The 17,329-nt window shown below is 44.7% G+C and carries 14 protein-coding genes and 1 pseudogene; 6 read left to right on the top strand and 9 right to left on the bottom strand.

Going from position 1 to position 17,329, the window contains the following annotated elements; genetic code table 11:
* Positions 1 to 18 precede the first annotated feature (18 nt).
* Together NSA57_RS06350 and NSA57_RS06355 are read right to left on the bottom strand one after the other, a co-directional pair.
* Complete coding sequence (locus NSA57_RS06350) at positions 19 to 1,482, bottom strand: UDP-N-acetylmuramoyl-L-alanyl-D-glutamate--2,6-diaminopimelate ligase (RefSeq protein ID WP_147598734.1); 1,464 nt, start codon at positions 1,480 to 1,482, stop codon at positions 19 to 21.
* Between the two features lie 81 nt (positions 1,483 to 1,563).
* Positions 1,564 to 3,051 carry a hypothetical protein gene (locus tag NSA57_RS06355; protein WP_257464346.1) on the bottom strand — a complete coding sequence of 496 codons (1,488 nt, stop codon included), beginning with the start codon at positions 3,049 to 3,051 and terminating at the stop codon, positions 1,564 to 1,566.
* A 535-nt stretch (positions 3,052 to 3,586) separates the two neighbouring features.
* Between NSA57_RS06355 and arcC the strand changes: the two genes are divergently transcribed.
* Both arcC and eutJ read left to right on the top strand, forming a co-directional pair.
* A complete protein-coding gene (gene arcC, locus NSA57_RS06360; RefSeq protein ID WP_257464347.1) occupies positions 3,587 to 4,519 on the top strand; it encodes a carbamate kinase in 933 nt (310 codons plus the stop codon).
* 128 nt (positions 4,520 to 4,647) lie between these two features.
* Positions 4,648 to 5,493, top strand: coding sequence for an ethanolamine utilization protein EutJ (gene eutJ, locus NSA57_RS06365; protein ID WP_022067708.1), 846 nt, complete (start codon positions 4,648 to 4,650; stop codon positions 5,491 to 5,493).
* Between the two features lie 171 nt (positions 5,494 to 5,664).
* Here the strand turns inward: eutJ and nrdD are convergent, their stop codons facing one another.
* Complete coding sequence (gene nrdD / locus NSA57_RS06370; protein WP_022066851.1) at positions 5,665 to 7,800, bottom strand: anaerobic ribonucleoside-triphosphate reductase; 2,136 nt, start codon at positions 7,798 to 7,800, stop codon at positions 5,665 to 5,667.
* Positions 7,801 to 8,034: 234 nt separating this feature from the next.
* On the bottom strand, positions 8,035 to 8,856 hold the full coding sequence (locus NSA57_RS06375) for a hypothetical protein (RefSeq protein WP_257464349.1): 822 nt from the start codon (positions 8,854 to 8,856) through the stop codon (positions 8,035 to 8,037).
* A 288-nt stretch (positions 8,857 to 9,144) separates the two neighbouring features.
* Here NSA57_RS06375 and asnA point away from each other — a divergent pair, with 288 nt between their 5' ends.
* Positions 9,145 to 10,152, top strand: coding sequence for an aspartate--ammonia ligase (gene asnA / locus NSA57_RS06380; RefSeq protein ID WP_022067973.1), 1,008 nt, complete (start codon positions 9,145 to 9,147; stop codon positions 10,150 to 10,152).
* Between the two features lie 171 nt (positions 10,153 to 10,323).
* Positions 10,324 to 10,773 carry a CBS domain-containing protein gene (locus NSA57_RS06385; RefSeq protein WP_022067974.1) on the top strand — a complete coding sequence of 150 codons (450 nt, stop codon included), beginning with the start codon at positions 10,324 to 10,326 and terminating at the stop codon, positions 10,771 to 10,773.
* Between the two features lie 73 nt (positions 10,774 to 10,846).
* Here the strand turns inward: NSA57_RS06385 and NSA57_RS06390 are convergent, their stop codons facing one another.
* The 3 genes from NSA57_RS06390 to NSA57_RS06400 form a co-directional block, all read right to left on the bottom strand.
* Positions 10,847 to 11,530 carry an amino acid ABC transporter ATP-binding protein gene (locus NSA57_RS06390; protein ID WP_138270389.1) on the bottom strand — a complete coding sequence of 228 codons (684 nt, stop codon included), beginning with the start codon at positions 11,528 to 11,530 and terminating at the stop codon, positions 10,847 to 10,849.
* A gap of 49 nt (positions 11,531 to 11,579) precedes the next feature.
* Positions 11,580 to 12,272, bottom strand: coding sequence for an amino acid ABC transporter permease (locus NSA57_RS06395; protein WP_178709792.1), 693 nt, complete (start codon positions 12,270 to 12,272; stop codon positions 11,580 to 11,582).
* Between the two features lie 145 nt (positions 12,273 to 12,417).
* Complete coding sequence (locus tag NSA57_RS06400; protein WP_147598739.1) at positions 12,418 to 13,230, bottom strand: transporter substrate-binding domain-containing protein; 813 nt, start codon at positions 13,228 to 13,230, stop codon at positions 12,418 to 12,420.
* A 206-nt stretch (positions 13,231 to 13,436) separates the two neighbouring features.
* Between NSA57_RS06400 and hydF the strand changes: the two genes are divergently transcribed.
* Positions 13,437 to 14,729, top strand: a complete 1,293-nt coding sequence (gene hydF / locus NSA57_RS06405) for a [FeFe] hydrogenase H-cluster maturation GTPase HydF (RefSeq protein ID WP_173752576.1) — start codon at positions 13,437 to 13,439, stop codon at positions 14,727 to 14,729.
* Positions 14,730 to 14,838: 109 nt separating this feature from the next.
* Positions 14,839 to 15,687: a diaminopimelate epimerase gene (gene dapF / locus NSA57_RS06410; protein ID WP_147598741.1), complete on the top strand. Its 849-nt coding sequence runs from the start codon at positions 14,839 to 14,841 to the stop codon at positions 15,685 to 15,687.
* 114 nt (positions 15,688 to 15,801) lie between these two features.
* Here the strand turns inward: dapF and aroE are convergent, their stop codons facing one another.
* Together aroE and NSA57_RS06420 are read right to left on the bottom strand one after the other, a co-directional pair.
* Positions 15,802 to 16,677 carry a shikimate dehydrogenase gene (aroE, locus tag NSA57_RS06415; RefSeq protein ID WP_257464350.1) on the bottom strand — a complete coding sequence of 292 codons (876 nt, stop codon included), beginning with the start codon at positions 16,675 to 16,677 and terminating at the stop codon, positions 15,802 to 15,804.
* Positions 16,662 to 17,201: pseudogene (locus tag NSA57_RS06420) on the bottom strand (shikimate kinase); the annotation flags it as partial. The pseudogene NSA57_RS06420 and the gene aroE, both read right to left, overlap by 16 nt.
* Positions 17,202 to 17,329: the final 128 nt, after the last annotated feature.

The following is a 17,329-nucleotide window of genomic DNA, read 5'->3' on the forward strand; positions in this document are numbered from 1 at the left end:
TTTCTTGCTGCCAGACAGTTATTTTCTGTCTTCTTCCAGGATCTCCGCGATCAGAACGCGCTCATCCATGGGATATTTTTTCCCTTTGATCTCCTGGTAATCTTCATGGCCTTTTCCGGCCAGTACAATAATGTCTCCCGGTTCTCCATGGTGGATGGCATAGGCAATTGCTTCCTTACGGTCGCAGATCTCCACATATTTTCCACTGGTTTTTGCAATTCCGGTCTTAATATCGTCTATGATCTCCTGAGGATCCTCAAATCTGGGGTTATCTGAAGTAATGACTGTCAGATCCGCAAGACGTCCGGATACCTCTCCCATCTCATAGCGGCGCGATTTCGCCCGGTTTCCTCCGCAGCCAAACAGACACACAAGTCTGTGTGGATGATATTCTCTTAGGGTTGTCAGAAGACTTTCCAGAGCCATGGCATTATGAGCGTAGTCGATCATCAGCGTAAAATCGTCCGATACCTTTACCATTTCAATCCTGCCCTTTACCTTTGCCGCCTTCAGAGCGCGGATGATGTTTTCTTCGGAAACCTTAAAATGACGGCAGATGGCAATAGCCGTAAGGGAATTGTAAATACTGAATTTTCCCGGAATATCAATCTCTACAGGGAAATCCATAAGTCCCTTTACGTGATAGGAAATGCCCAGGCTGCCTTTTCCGCCTGTCATATGCGCATCCTCTGCCCTTAAGTCTGCCTCTGGCGAAAATCCATAGGTTTCAAGCGCGCAGGTATGATCCTGAATGATCTTCCGGAAATGCTCGTCATCTCTGTTCACAATTCCAACCCTGCACTGTTTCAGAAGCATGGATTTACAGGAAAGATAATGCTCAAAGTCCCTGTGCTCATTTGGTCCGATATGGTCAGGCTCTATATTGGTAAAAATACCATAATCAAACACAAAGCCCTGGGTTCTGTGAAGCATAAGTCCCTGAGAAGAAACCTCCATTACCACACAGTCACAGCCTGCGTCCACCATTTTGCGGAAGTATTCCTGAACCACATAGGATTCCGGGGTGGTATTTGCTGCAGGAATGACTTCTTCTCCTATGATCGCCTCAATGGTTCCGATCAGTCCCACCTTATATCCTGCGTTTTCCAGAATGGACTTTACCATATAAGTAGTGGTGGTCTTTCCCTTTGTCCCTGTGATTCCAATGGTTTTCAGCTGCTCTGCCGGATAACCGAAATAAGCAGCAGAAATAAAGGCCATTGCATACCGGGTATCTTTTACAAGAATCACCGTCACATTCTCAGGTGCCTGCACGTTTTCTTCCACCACAAGAACCTTCGCGCCCTTTTCAATAACATCGGAAACAAATTTATGTCCATCCACAACTGCACCGCGGATACAGATAAAAAGAGAGTTTTCCTGTACTTTACGGGAATCATAGACAACTGTGCTTACTTCCTGCTCAACAGTTCCCTGACAGCAGGTGTATTCTAAACGTTCCAATAATGCTGATAGTTTCATTTTTCTTCCTCCAAGAAGCATCCGGCAGCATTCTGCCGTTGAATATACTCTTTTATAGAATAGCACACACAGGGGGGCTTTTCAATGTTTCCTTTTCTTATCTTTTATACACAGACTCAGGGATGCCCATCCAAATGCGCCCAGGAGAAGCACACACCATAATGTCAATCTTGTTTCATCGCCTGTCTCCGGCCTTGTGGAGGCAGGATAACTTTTTTCTGAGGGTGGTTCAGGGTTCTGCACTTCCTCTTTCTGCTCAGGCTGAACAGCCTTATGAACCTGCACTTCCGCACTGGAGGTCATTGTTTTTTCCCCGGTTTCTTTTGTTACTACCTCCACTTCATTGATCAGTTTACTGCTTTTTATATCTTCCGGTATCACAATCTCCGCCTGAAGGCTCACTGACTGTCCGGGCGGAAGCTGACTGACCAGCGCCTTTGTTCTTGTACTGTCAAGAATCACTCCCTCCTTTTCCAGAAAATGTACAGGAGTGTTCTCTGTCCGGAACTTTTCTGTGGTCAGCACAGAATGAAGAACCCTCTCCCCGGTATTCCTGATACATATCTGAAAAAGTACCCTGTCACCAGGCACCGCTGCTGTACGGTCTGCCGTTTTTGTCACCTGGAAATCTGCCTTTAACGCCTGAATTTCTGTTTTTACCGTAATCGTACGACTGATTTCATCCGGCACTGTCTGCGGAGCTTCCTCTGATGCAAAGTCCCCCAGATCATGATCTTCCTTTTCTGTATTCTGAGGATACGCCCTGGCTGTCAGTTCAAAGCCCACCTCTTCTGTCCTGTCTTCCGGAACAGGAATACAGATATAAAATATTTGCTTCTCTCCCGGCAACAGCATCCCGGTATTTTCCCAGGGAGTTTCCTCACCCTGCTGATCTTCCAGAACTGCTGTCAGTGTGCTGTCCGGCTGTTCACAGAAAAAGCTGAGATTTTCCAGAGGAAGCGTCCCTGTATTTTCTGTTGCTATTTCACAGACAAGCGTCTCTCCTGCCCTGGCTGTTTCCGGATTTACTTCTGCGGTTAAAACAAAGTCTGCTGTTTCCTCTTCCGGTATTTCCGTGTCTTCCCCTGTTCCCGGCTCTGTATTCGGATTTTCTTCCGTTTCTTCATCCGGATCTTGCTCAGGCTTCTCTTCCGGGTTCTCTCCCTCTTCCGGCGCTGTGCCTTCCCCGTTTTCTTCTCCGTCAGGCGCTTCCGGTACCTGGTCCTCCGGTTCTGTTTCGGACTGCGCATCATTATCAAAGCCATCCCCGGACGGATCCTCTTCTTCCGTTTCCTGACCGGGCAGGTTCTCTTCTGCCTGTCCATTTCCATCCTGAATATCATTTCCGGCTTCGTCCCCGAAAAGTTCCTCTTCTCCGGATTCCTGTTCACTCTGCATACGAAATTCCCCGGAACGCTTTCCCCATTTCACTGACTTTTCCACAGAAGTTTCCTGTGCGCTATCCGGCAGCTGTGCCAGAGTTTCCTGTGTTCCTGATGTCATTACAAATCCAGCCAGTAAAATTCCCAGACTGATCTGTTTTATTTTGTGCCATATTCTTTTTTTCATAATATTCCCTCTTTCTGTTCTGCAGCAAAAATCAACACTGGCTTCCTGTTTCCTTTTACCTGTTAAAAGTTTCCCCTGTCAATGGCACCTCCCCTTTCTGAGTTACATTCTCTGTTTTTCGTATTTTCATCTATGGAACTTTGCACCGAACGGTACTTCTGAACTGTAACAGCTGCTGAATATCCCCGAAACAGCTGTCTGTGATTAAGGATCCACAGAACTGTGGACTATGACAGATTTACTGTACCATGCTTTCTTAAAATATACAATGTGGACTTCTAATTATAAATTTAATTTAATATTTCTTTATATTTTTTCGTTTTCTTTTAGAAACAGTACACACTTTGCACACATTTCTCCGATATAATAGGTTTTGGATAGATGAATAACCACTCTCTATCTCCCCCCTCAAAAAGTTAAGGAAACGGGCCGTCTGCATCTGCAGGCGGCTTTTCCTTTTGCAATCCTCTCTTGCATTTCAGGCCATGTTCTTTTATAATAAAACATATTAATGAAAAAGAAATGAGGTATCCCTATGAGCGAAAAAACTGTAGTAGTTGCACTGGGACACAAAGCGCTGGGAACCACTCTGCCTGAGCAGAAAACCGCTACCAGAGCAGCGGCAAAAGCCATCGCAGACCTGGTAGAGGATGGCGCAAATGTTGTGATCTCCCACAGCAACGGCCCCCAGGTAGGCATGATACACACTGCAATGAACGAATTCGGAAAAGCACATCCGGATTACACCTTCGCGCCTATGTCCGTCTGCTCTGCCATGAGTCAGGGCTACATCGGATATGACCTGCAGAATGCAATCCGCGCAGAACTGCTTTCCCGCGGCATTTATAAACCGGCTGCCACTGTACTGACCCAGGTTGTCATTGATCCTTATGACGATGCTTTTGCAGAGCCGGAAAAAATCATCGGCCGTGTCCTGAATGCTCAGGAGGCGGAAGCTGAGGAAGAAAAAGGAAACTTTGTTACAGAAACTGCCGATGGTCAGTACCGCAGAATCCTTGCCGCACCGAAGCCCCAGAAAATCATCGAACTGGAAACAATCCGTACTCTCGCTGAGGCAGGTCAGATCGTGATCGCTGCCGGAGGCGGCGGTATTCCTGTTCTGGAACAGGGAGTTGACCTTCACGGCGCCAGCGCGATCATCGAAAAAGATTTCGCCAGCGGACTTCTTGCTGAGGAATTAAACGCAGATACTCTTCTGATTCTTACCGGCGTGGAAAAAGTAAGCCTCAACAGAGGTACCGATCACGAAGAGCTTCTGGGAGAAATTTCTGCAGAAGATGCCCGTAAATACATGGAAGCAGATCAGTTCGAAAAAGGCTCCATGCTTCCCAAGATTGAAGCAGGCATCTCCTTTATCGAAAAAGGAGCCCACAGACGCGCCATTATTACAGATATGGCTCATGCACAGGATGGCTATAAAGAAAAAACAGGTACAATTATTAAATAATACATACCGCTGCAAGGCAGAGCCCGTTTCGGAGTTCTGCCTTTTCTTTATCTGCCAAAAAAGATTGATTTTATGTCGGCTTTTACTCTATAATATTCCATATACAAAAACAGAAACGGAGTACCCAAATGGATCTGAAAAGCAGAACACTGTCAAATTTTGCAGAACTTGTAAAAACAGGAGAATGTAAAAAATTCAAAGGAAGATTAAAGGTCGGCGTTGACCTTGGAACTGCAAACACAGTTCTGGCTGTGGTTGATACCACCAACCGTCCCATTGCCGGAATTTCCGCTCCCTCCCACGCCATTCAGGATGGAGTGATCGTTAATTATTTTGAATCTGTACAGCTTGTGACAAAGCTGAAGGAAACTCTGGAAGAACGTCTTGGTACGGAGCTGCTCTATGCAGCGGCAGCCATCCCTCCGGGCGTGTCTGAGGGAAGCGTCAAAAGTATCGGTTATGTGCTGGAGGGCGCCGGATTTGAGGTCACGAATATTGTGGATGAGCCTACTGCGGCTTCCGCTGTTCTGAAGATCACCGACGGAGCCGTTGTGGACGTAGGCGGCGGCACAACCGGAATCAGTATTTTAAAAGACGGAAAGGTTATTTACACAGATGACGAGGCAACCGGCGGCAGTCACATGACAATGACTGTGGCAGGCCATTACCGGATCCCTTATGAAGAAGCTGAGGTTCTGAAAACCCAGCCGGAAAAAGAAGCGGAAATTTTTCCTGTTATCAAGGCTACTGTAGAAAAAATGGCGCTTATTACAGAAAAATTCCTGAAGGGCTACCAGGTTCCGGCTGTGTATGTGGTAGGCGGTTCCTCTATGTTCACAGAATTTACCTCGGTGTTTGAAAAGCGGCTGCACCTGCCTGTTTACCGGCCTGTACACCCGCTTCTAGTCACTCCTCTGGGAATTGCATACTGCTGCCAGCTTCCGGAGCTTTCGTCGAAAAAAGAAGTGAAATAAAAAATGTATTCAATTTTGTGAAATCCTTTAAACACTAGGAAAACTCCCGGCAGCCACACTTTTTATCCCTGCATATTTTTATAAATCTTATCGAAAATCTTTCTTAATAACAACAAAATCCCTTCCAGGAAGTATCTGCTCCTGAAAGGGATCTTTTTTATTTAAAAATATTTACATGGATTTTCTTTCTGCGATCTCCGCCATTTTTGCTTCGTTCAGTCGTGTATCTCCATGCACACGGCTGTAGGAAAGATAACCGTTCATACGGTCGATCTTTGTAAGGTTTTTGGAACCGCATACCGGGCACACATCCATTTCCAGTTCTTCATGGCCGCAGTCGTCACAGTAAGCCAGGGAAAGGTTGACACCCTCATAATAGCCAAGCTCCATAGCTCTGCGGATCAGTGTACGGATCGCCTCCTTATTATAGCCGATAGGATAGCGCACATACTGGATTTTTCCGCCGTTGCACAGTTCCCAGAATCTGCCTTCCAGATCCTGTTTCTCAATAGGAGTCACATCCTCTGTTACATGGCAGTGGAAGCTGTTGCTTACGTATGGTCTGTCAGAGACGCCTTCAATAATGCCGTACATCTTACGGAACTGCTCTACCTGAAGTCCGCAGAGGCTTTCTGCCGGAGTTCCGTAAATAGCGTACAGATATCCGTCCTCTTCTTTAAACTGATTTACTTTGTTGTTAATATATTTCAGAACCTCCAACGCAAACTGTCCGTCCTCACGGATGGATTTGCCGTTATAAAGCTCCTGAAGCTCATTCAGCGCAGTAATTCCAAAAGAGGCTGTCATCGGCTTTAAGATCTTGCCGATTTTTTCGTGAGGCTTCAGATGTCCGCCGTAGAATCCGCCTTCACAGTAAGCAAGAGGATTAGTGGAAGCGCGCATCTGCCCCAGATATTCATAAGTACGGATATGCAGGTTCCGGATCATTTCCAGATAAAAATCAAGAACCTCATAAAAATCTCTGCTCTCCGCTCTGGCTTTTGCCAGGATCATAGGAAGGTGAAGGCTTACCGCACCTACATTAAAGCGTCCTACAAATACCGGAACATCCTTTTCGTCTGCCGGATACATTCCGCCTCTTTCGTACCAGGGGCTTAAAAAGGCACGACATCCCATAGGGCTGATCACCTTTCCGTACTGCTTATACATACTGGAAATATAACCCTTTCCTGACATGGAAAGCCAGTCCGGATACATTGTCTTTGCAGAACAGTCCACACCTGCCTCAAATACATCCTCACAGCACTGTCCCGGTCCATGAATATTTTCATCATAAAGAAATACGATTTTCGGGAAAAGAACCGGTTTTTTATGTCCGTCCCTGCCCTGTCCGCCCTTGTGGACCTCCAAAAGAGAAATATTGCACATTTTTTCAAACTGGCCTGTTCCAAGTCCAAGAGTTACCGTTACAAAAGGATAATCTCCTCTGGATGAACCTACTGTATTCAGCTTATATTCAATACCCTGCCATCCCTGGTCGAAGTCTCTGCGCACTTTATCCAGCGCGTACTCAATGGCTTTTTCTTCTCTTCCGGTCCAGCTTTTGTCTGAGTACTGCAGAAATTCCTGGACATATTTATCATAGCTCTTCTTTGCATATGGAGCCAGGATCTTATCTACTTCCGGCACAGTAAAGCCGCCGTACTGCTGGGCAGCCGTGCTGAGAACAATGTCTCCCATAACGTCAAACGCTGTATCCAGAGTTTTCGGTTCATTGTACCATACGTTTCCCATTTCAAATCCGCCGCTCAACACAGAAGCAACATCAAAAAGACAGCAGTTCATGGTATCCAGTCTGGCAGACTGGTCGTGAATATAAATATAACCGTCCTTGCATGCCTGAAGCTCGTTGCGGTTCATAAAAAATTTACGGTAAAGTTCCTTATTCAGTTCGTTAAAAATCAGACTTCTCTTTGTTGCAACAAGGGCGCTGTCCGTATTGGCGTTGCTCTTATCTCCAATGTAACGGATCGCCTGACTCTTTGTATATACATCATCCATCATGTGAATAAAATCCAGCTTGTAATTACGGTAATCGCGGTAACTTTTTGCCACAGCCGGATTTACTCTTTCCAGAGCGCCTTCTACAATATTGTGCATTTCCTGGATCTGAATCTCATTTTTCCCCAGTGAATCCGCATGTTCCTGCGCAAAACGGCAGATAAAATCTTTTTCCTCCTGAGAGAATGTATAAAGAATTCTGGCTGCTGACTTATTTACTGCTGCCACAATCTTCTGCGGATTAAATTCTTCTTTTGTCCCGTCTTTTTTAATTACATAAATCATACCATTTTTCTCCTATTTAGATTCGCAGGAAACCGCACATTTATTACCAGTACCCTCCCCGTCGAATCCATTCCCCATATCTGGTGTTGCAAGAGAGAGTATAGCACAATATAATGTAAAAGAAAAGGGGGTATTTTATTTTTTTATTTCCCCCTTTTCTTTCTGTTGATATCAGCTCAATTCCGGGCATCCCGGTCAGAATGCATTCCGAATCATCTTTAATGACAGACGCTTCTATTCTGCTCTGCTCAGATAAACGCTGTCATAGGAATTTTCATACTCATCCAGATAAAGAAGATCCCCTTCATTCAGGGTAAATTCCACCTCTTCCCCTGTTTTCAGAAGATGAATTTCTTTTCCGCCTACACCTTCCCGTACCAGTTTCACTTTTTCTTTATTTGTATAAACAATATATTTTCCGGGCTCAATTTCTGTCCCCACAAATGCCTGTCCATGACCTGCGCTTAGCGCATACTCTATCTTTCCGGTTCCTGAATTTATCCACGAGGAAAGATAGGAATCATCCGAAAGCTCTGTTATGTATTCTGTATCTGTGTCAACAGGCAGAACTTCCTCATCCGTGACCGTTTCATACACATAATGCTCCAAGATATCATTTTGAAGAATGTTCTTCCGCCATGTATCCCACAGACCCTGGATTACCGGCAAAAATATGATCAGAAACGACAGGATCAGAAAAATCCCCTGATGTTTTTTCTTTTTTTTCGGTTCTGAGGACAGAGTATTCCTTTTTTCAGAAGCATATACTGTTCCGGTCTTTGCAGTTTTTTTATGCTTCTGCGCTCTGTAAGCCGTCTGGTTCCCGGCAGTGTTTCCGGTTGTCTTACGCTGCGGCTGAGGCTGCTGCGCCTTTTTTACCGTTTCTGACGGAGCCAGTCTTTTCCGAAGCTCCTCTCTGGCTTTTTCTGACGCATGTCTGTCATGAGTTTTTCTGTCTTCATTTACATGGTACAGTACCGCGTCGTTTTTGTACGGCATTCCACAGCTTTTACATCTTCCTCCCACCACAGGGCCATCACATAACTGACACCGCATATCCCGCCTCCTCTTCTCTGTCTCCGTAACAGATTTTTATTCTTTTTTCCGTTTATCCTACAAAATATCTGAGTTCATTGTACCGAAATTTCTCCGATCCCGCAAGGTAAAAAATAACTTCTGCCGGTTCCGACCCACAAAACGATGATGTTCAAGGAACCTTCCGGATCACCTTCGGCAATGGCATTTTCACAGCTGAGGTCAATAACTATAAATTGCATTGCACCTGTTTTCCTGCTATAATATGGCTTATTAATAAGAGCGCAGCTCGAACGAGGAGGAATTATTATGGAACAATTTAAAATTCCCGCCGGATATCATTCTGATCTTAATCTTCACGATACCCAGGTGGCAATCAAAACCGTCAAAGATTTTTTTCAGCAGACACTTGCACAGAAGCTGAATCTCCTGCGCGTATCCGCTCCGGTATTTGTAGCGCCGTCTTCCGGTCTGAATGATAATCTGAACGGTGTGGAGCGCCCGGTCAGCTTTGATATTAAAGGAATGAACGAAAATGCGGAGATTGTCCACTCCCTTGCCAAATGGAAACGCTATGCGCTTAAAAAGTACGGCTTTTCCCACGGAGAGGGACTTTATACTGATATGATCGCTATCCGGAGAGATGAAGATATTGACAATATCCATTCCATTTATGTGGATCAGTGGGACTGGGAAAAGGTGATCACAAAAGAAGAGCGTACCATGGAAACCCTTATCAATACTGTTCGTTCCATTTACAGTGTTCTGCGCAAAACAGAAAAATACATGGCAGTACAGTACGACTACATTGAAGAAATCCTTCCCAAAGAAATCGCCTTTGTATCCACACAGGAGCTTGTAGATATGTATCCCGACTGCACTCCCAAGGAACGCGAATATAAAATCGTAAAGGAAAAGGGCGCTGTATTTCTTATGCAGGTAGGAAAAACTCTTACAGACGGCCAGCGTCACGACGGGCGGGCTCCGGACTATGATGACTGGGAACTGAACGGAGATATCCTTGTGTACTATCCGGTTCTGGATATTGCCCTTGAGCTTTCCTCCATGGGTATCCGTGTAGACGAAGAAACTCTTGATCTCCAGCTTACAGAAGCAGGATGCAATGACCGCCGTGATCTGCCTTTCCAGAAGGCTGTTCTCAACAAAGAACTTCCCTACTCTATCGGAGGCGGAATCGGTCAGTCCCGCATCTGCATGTTTTTCTTAAGAAAGGCTCACATCGGCGAGGTACATGCTTCTCTGTGGCCTGAGGAAGTTCTTGCGGAAGCAAGGGAAAACGGAGTAAATCTGCTGTAAAAAATATATCTTCATGTTTTTTTCATAGTAGTTTTCACCAAAATTTAATATTTCATTTATTGACAGCAGAGTACCTTCATACTATCATATCAGTAGAATCGGCAACAAAAAAGAGCGGCAGTTTTTTCATGACCTGCCCTCACACTGAAATGAAAGACAGAGGTACACAACGTGAATATTTTATTTTTTCTGACACCCAAAAGTGAAGTAGCTTATATATTTGAAGATGAGACACTGCGCCAGACTGTGGAAAAAATGGAACACCGGAAATTTTCCTGTATTCCCCTTCTCAGTATGGACGGTCGTTACATAGGAACCATTTCCGAGGGAGATCTTCTGTGGGGGCTGAAACGGCTGAATACCATGGATGTAAAGGAAATGGAGGATATTTCCATTATGACTATTCCCAGAAGAGCCACCTACAAACCGGTTCATGCAGATGCAGATATGGAGGATCTTCTGGACCGGGCCATTAACCAGAATTACGTTCCGGTTATTGACGATCAGGGATTTTTTATCGGGATCATTACCCGTAAGGAAATCATCAAATACTGTTATAAAGAGCTGAAAGCAGCCTACGCCGACCGCCAGACCGACAGCCCGGCACAAGAAAACAACTAAAAGAACCCCCGGCATTTATGCATATCACATCAGCATAATGCCGGGGGCTTTCATTTATTCCTGATATCTTTGTTTATAATACCTTTGACAGAAAATCCTTCAGTCTCTGGTTTTCCGGATGAGCAAAGAACTCCTGAGGTGTGTTCTCCTCCTGGATCTTTCCTTCATCAATAAACATCACACGGGTTGCCACCTCTCTGGCAAATCCCATTTCATGAGTAACCACAACCATGGTCATTCCGGTCTCTGCAAGCTCTTTCATGATCTCCAGGACTTCACCTACCATTTCAGGGTCAAGAGCGGAAGTAGGCTCGTCAAACAGCATGACATCCGGATTCATTGCCAGAGCTCTTGCAATGGCAATTCTCTGCTTCTGACCGCCTGATAACTGGCTTGGATAAGCATCTGCCTTGTCCGGAAGTCCTACACGTTCCAGAAGCTCGTCTGCACGTCTGGAAGCTTCCTCCTTAGTCATCAGTCCAAGCTTTTCCGGAGCCAGCATGATATTTTTTTTGATGGTCAGGTGAGGAAACAGATTAAACTGCTGGAACACCATACCGATCTTCTGGCGCATTTTGTCAACGTTTACTGATTTATCCGTAATATCTGTACCCTCAAAAAGAATCTGTCCGCCTGTTGGTATCTCCAGAAGATTCAGAGAACGGAGGAAGGTAGACTTTCCGCATCCGGAAGGTCCGATAATAGCCACTACCTCGCCTTTGCAGATCTGTGTGGAAATTCCGTTCAGAACCTGCATTCCGTCAAAAGATTTTTTCAGCTCTTTTACATCAATCAATACTTCACCTTTAGCGTTCACTGCTTCTCAGCCTCCTTTCCAGTTTTCCTACCAGATAAGACAGGAACATAACAAGAATCAGATAGATTGCCGCAACTGCCAGAAGAGGCAGAAGCGCTTCGTATGTCTGGCTTCGGATAATATCACCGCCGCGGGTCAGATCGGTAATACCGATATAACCGCTGATGGAGGTTTCTTTCATAAGAACAATAAACTCATTTGCCAGCGCAGGAAGTACATTCTTAAACGCCTGAGGAAGAATGATCAGCAGCATTGTCTGGCGGTAATTAAATCCAAGACTTCTACCTGCTTCAAACTGTCCCTGGTCAATAGACATGATACCGGAACGGACAATTTCTGCAACATAAGCTGCAGAGTTCAGACCAAAGGCTATGATCGCTGTGATCATTTTTCCCGGATCATGAACTGCAAACACAACATAATACATGATCAGAAGCTGTACCATTGCCGGCGTTCCCCTGATCACAGTCAGATACACCTTACAGATGGCATTCAGAATCTTCATTTTTCCGGTCCTGTCATGGGTGGAACGGATCATTGCAATAATAAAGCCAAGTACAATACCGATCAGCACGGCAAATGCAGTAATGATCAGAGTGGTCTTTAAACCATTAAAAATAAATTCATAACGCTTGTCTTCTATGAAATTCAATCGAAACTTATCAATAAATTCCGCCAAAATATTCACCACTTTCTCTTTTATCAGACATCTTTAGCTGCTCATAAGAAATTCCGGGTTCCCATGTCGATGCTGTCGATACCGGGTGCCCGGAACTTCTGTGTCTCTGTTGTCTGTCATACCTATGACAGGCGCAGGATCTGTTCCATTATTTACGAACAATAATAACCTGTTTTGCAGTTGTATAAGTATCAGTAAAGTTTGCGTTCTCTTTACGATCTTCTGTAACAGTCATACCGGCTACACCGATATCAGCCTTTCCGGAAGCTACTGCATTCATGATCGCATTGAATTCCATATCCTCCACTTTCAGCTCATAGCCGAGTTTGTCGCAGACTGCCTGTGCCATTTCCACATCAATACCTACAATCTTGTCGCCCTCATAATATTCATATGGAGGGAAAGTTGCATTTGTTGCCATTGTCAGAGTTCCGTTGGAACGGTCTGCATCTTCCGGTGACTCATACGGGCAGGTACCTTTCACATCGTCAGATCCGATATAGTTTTCGTTGATCTGGTCAAGAATGCCTTCTTCTTTCAGCTCTTTCAGGGCTCCGTTAATTGCTTCAGTCAGCTCATCATTGCCTTTTTTTACTGCAATGGCATATTCCTCTGTAGCAAAATCCTCTTCCAGGATTTCCAGATCATCGTTGTTTTTTACAAACTCCTCTGCCGGAAGGCTGTCGATGATAATACAGTCGATCTTGCCCTGTTTCAGAGCCATTACTGTATCATTTGCTTTGTTGAAACGCTCGATTTTTGTTCCGGCATCATCGCCTTCATACTCGTCTGTCACATAAGTATCTCCAGTGGTTCCAAGCTGAACTCCGATCTTTTTTCCTGCAAGATCATCAATGCTCTCAACTCCGCTGTCATTGGCAGATACGGTTACTGCACCCATCATAGATGCGGTCATTGCTGCGCAAAGTGCAAGTGCTGCAAATTTTTTCATGTTTTTCATTTTTGTTTCCTCCTTAAAATAGTATATTTATACATTCTCTTTGCATAAAATTTCTTCAAATCATGATTTTTATTGTACCATGTTTTTTGCAAAATGCAATAGTTTACTTGCATAATAAAAAATAATTTTCTATAATAAAAATACTTTCATATGCACAAAAAATCACTTTTATACGCACAATCGGTATTTTTATAAGGAGGATATCTATGGGAATGAATCAGACGCCCGCTTCCGAGCGGATACATATCAGTTTTTTCGGAAAACGAAATGCAGGAAAGTCCAGTATCATAAATGCAATAACCGGTCAGGATCTTGCGATTGTCTCAGATGTAAAAGGCACGACCACGGATCCCGTTTACAAAACCATGGAACTTCTTCCCCTTGGACCTGTAATGATCATTGATACCCCGGGCATTGACGATGAAGGAGAACTTGGAGCTCTCCGTGTAAAAAAAAGCTTTCAGGTTTTAAATAAAACAGATATTGCTGTTCTGGTAACAGACATTCATATAGGTAAAACCCGGTGCGAGGAAGAACTGATCCTCCGTTTTCAGGAAAAAAATATCCCCTGGATCCTGGTTTATAATAAGACAGATCTTGCTTCTGAAACGGAAGCTTTTTCCACTGCTGATTCTATCAAAAGTAATTCTGACACTTTTGCTGCTTCCGGCGAAAGCGCTTCTCCGGCTTCCTCGGAATCCGGAAAAACAAATGAAATCTATGTAAGCGCAAAAACCGGCAGGGGCATCCATGAGCTGAAAGAAATGCTTGCTTCCCTGAAACCTGAAGAAACGCATAAATATCCACTGATCGCGGATCTGATTGCCCCGGAAGATCTTGTTCTCCTTGTGGTTCCCATTGACAAGGCAGCGCCAAAGGGACGCCTGATCCTTCCCCAGCAGCAGACTATCCGCGCGGTTCTGGAAAAAGGAGCCCTTTCTCTTGTAGTCAGAGATACAGAGCTGAAATCCACTCTGGAAAGTTTCAGAAATCATGGAATCACTCCAAAACTTGTGATCACCGACAGTCAGGTTTTCTCAAAGGTGTCAAAAGATACCCCGGATACGGTTCCTCTCACCTCCTTTTCCATTCTGTTTGCCAGATATAAAGGAGATCTTGCCACAGTGGTACAGGGCGCTGCCGCTCTTGACAACATTCAGGACAACGATAAGATCCTGATCGCGGAAGGATGCACTCACCACCGTCAGTGTGACGATATTGGAACCGTAAAAATCCCTAACTGGATCCGAAGCTATACAAAAAAAGAACCGGAGTTTGTTTTCACCTCCGGAACAGAATTTCCTGATGATCTGAAGGATTACAAACTGGTTGTACACTGCGGCGGCTGTATGCTGAATGAAAGAGAGATGAAATACCGGATTGCCTGCTGTCAGGATCAGAACGTTCCTGTTACAAATTACGGTATTCTGATCGCCCGGGTCACAGGAATCCTGAAAAGAAGCCTTGAACCATTTCCTGATATTTATAAACTGATATAAAATTTCTGGAATTTTTATTCTGATTTCACAAAACCATAACATTTTATCTCTATACTTGATACCGTTATCCGGGAATGAGTATAAATAGTACATAATGAGGAGGAACTCTATGAAGTTTACAAAAATGCAGGGTATTGGAAATGATTATGTATATGTCAACTGCTTTGAAGAAACCATTGCCGATCCTTCGGCTGTTGCAAGATTTGTCAGCGACAGGCACTTCGGTATCGGCTCTGACGGTCTGATCCTGGTCAAGCCTTCCGATGTGGCAGACTGCGAAATGGATATGTATAATCTGGACGGCTCGCAGGGAGCCATGTGCGGAAACGGGATCCGCTGTGTGGCAAAATTCGCCTACGATCACGGCATCGTCCATAAAAAGAATATTACTGTTAATACAAAAAGCGGAATTAAATATCTGGATCTTGATATCAAAGACGGAAAAGTCTCCTCTGTAAAAGTAAATATGGGTTCTCCCATTCTTACTGCAAAAATGATCCCTGTCGTATCAGACAAAGAACAGGTGATCAACCAGCCACTTGACGTAAACGGAACTATCTGGAATATCACTGCTGTTTCCATGGGCAATCCTCATGCAGTTACCTACATGGAGGATGTAAACAGTCTGGACATTGAAAAGGTAGGGCCTATGTTTGAAAACCACATTAATTTTCCGGACAGGATCAACACAGAATTTGTCAAAGTCATTGACAGACGCACTCTCCAGATGCGTGTATGGGAAAGAGGCTCCGGAGAGACACTGGCCTGCGGAACAGGCGCCTGCGCAGTAGCTGTGGCCTCCACCTTAAACGGCCTGGTTGACGAGGACGTGCCTATTACCGTTAAACTTCTGGGCGGAGATCTTCAGATCCTCTGGAACCGCCAGGAAAATCTTGTTTACATGACAGGCCCGGCAACTACAGTGTTCGAGGGCGAAATTGATCTTTCTTCTATATAAAAGAGTACAGAAACAGTAACAAAACAAGACGGACACACTCTGACTGAGAGAATAAAGTGAAATCCTCTCAGCGAGTTGTCCGTCTTGTTTATATCTTATAGATTTTATGTGTAATCAGCCCTGCTGTTCCTGGAATTTACGGTATTCTTCTACGGGCATGTCCAGGCCTGTATACAGCTTATAGGCTGCCGCGCCCTGCCACAAAAGCATTCCCCTGCCGCCAATGGTTTTGCAGCCGGCCTCCTTTGCTTCACGGAGAAGCCTTGTCTCCTCAGGATTGTAGACCACATCAGCCACAACCAAATCCGGGCGGAACATACTCTTATCTGTAATGAGAGTGGTGTCTTCATGGGGCTTCATGCCTGCCAGAGTGCCATTTACCAGAATATCCGCCTGGGCAATTTCTTCTCTCAGTCTGTTTTCATCATCCAGGCAGAATACCTGAACCTTACATTCCGGAGCCTCTTTTTTCAGCTTCTCCGCTGTCTGATGAGCTCTCTCAAGAAACGGATCATCAGGATTAAAAACAGAAATAGAAGCAGCTCCGTCAAGGGCGCACTGTACCTGAATGGCTGTAGCTGCTCCGCCTGCTCCAAGAACCACCATTTTCTTTCCTTTTACCTCAACTCCATGCTCCTTCAGGTTCTGTACAAAACCAGTTCCATCTGTAATATGACCTACAAGCTTCCCGTCCTCATTTACAATGGTGTTTACTGCTCCAATAATCCGTGCTGCCGGTGAAAGCTCGTCTACCAGTCTTGCAGCCTCATTTTTGCAGGGCATGGTAACATTGGCTCCTCTCATCTTAAAAAGCCGCATGGCATCCAAAGCTGCGCCTACCTGGTCTTCCTTAATATCAAAAGCCATATATGCATAATCCTGTTTATGATACCGGAAGCTGAAGTTATACATATCCGGTGAACCGGAATGTCCTACCGGGCTTCCGATCAGCATCATAAGTCCTGTTGTTCCCTTTATTCTCTGTTCCATATCTTCTGTCCTCCTGCCATTTTCTGCACCAGCTCTTCACAGATTTCCTGAGTGCTTTTTTCGTCTGTCTCAATGATCAGATCAGCAGCAGCCTCATATTTTTCGCGGCGTTTTTCCATCAGCTCAGAAATATAGGAAACTGTTTTATTTCCCTCCAGAAGCGGCCGGTCATGGCTATCTTTTACCCGCTCCAGAATCGTTTCCGGTGCAGCGGTAAGAAGAACCACGCATCCGTTTTTCTTCATTTCCTTTACGTTTCTCTCTCTCATGGGAACACCGCCGCCGCAGGAAATTACTGTGTTGGTCTTTGCCTGCATTTCAATAAGCAGATTTGTTTCCAGATCCCGGAAATATTCTTCCCCATGCACTGAAAAAATATCGGAAATGCTCATTTTTTCTCTTTCTGCAATAATCTGATCCATTTCCACGGTATCCATATTGTATTTTCTGCTGAGGTATTCAGAAACCGTACTTTTTCCCGCGCCCATAAAGCCTATCAGAACAATATTACAGGAAAACGGCTTATTGTGAGCCTGCTGCGTTTCCTTTATCAAATTTTCTTTCATTCATTTTACCTTCCGTTCCTTATTTTCCCGGTATCCTGTGACCTGCTTATGCCCAAACAGGTATACCATTTTCTTAAAGTATAACA

It is taken from the genome of Blautia caecimuris (assembly GCF_024622975.1).
GTDB lineage: Bacteria > Bacillota > Clostridia > Lachnospirales > Lachnospiraceae > Blautia_A > Blautia_A caecimuris.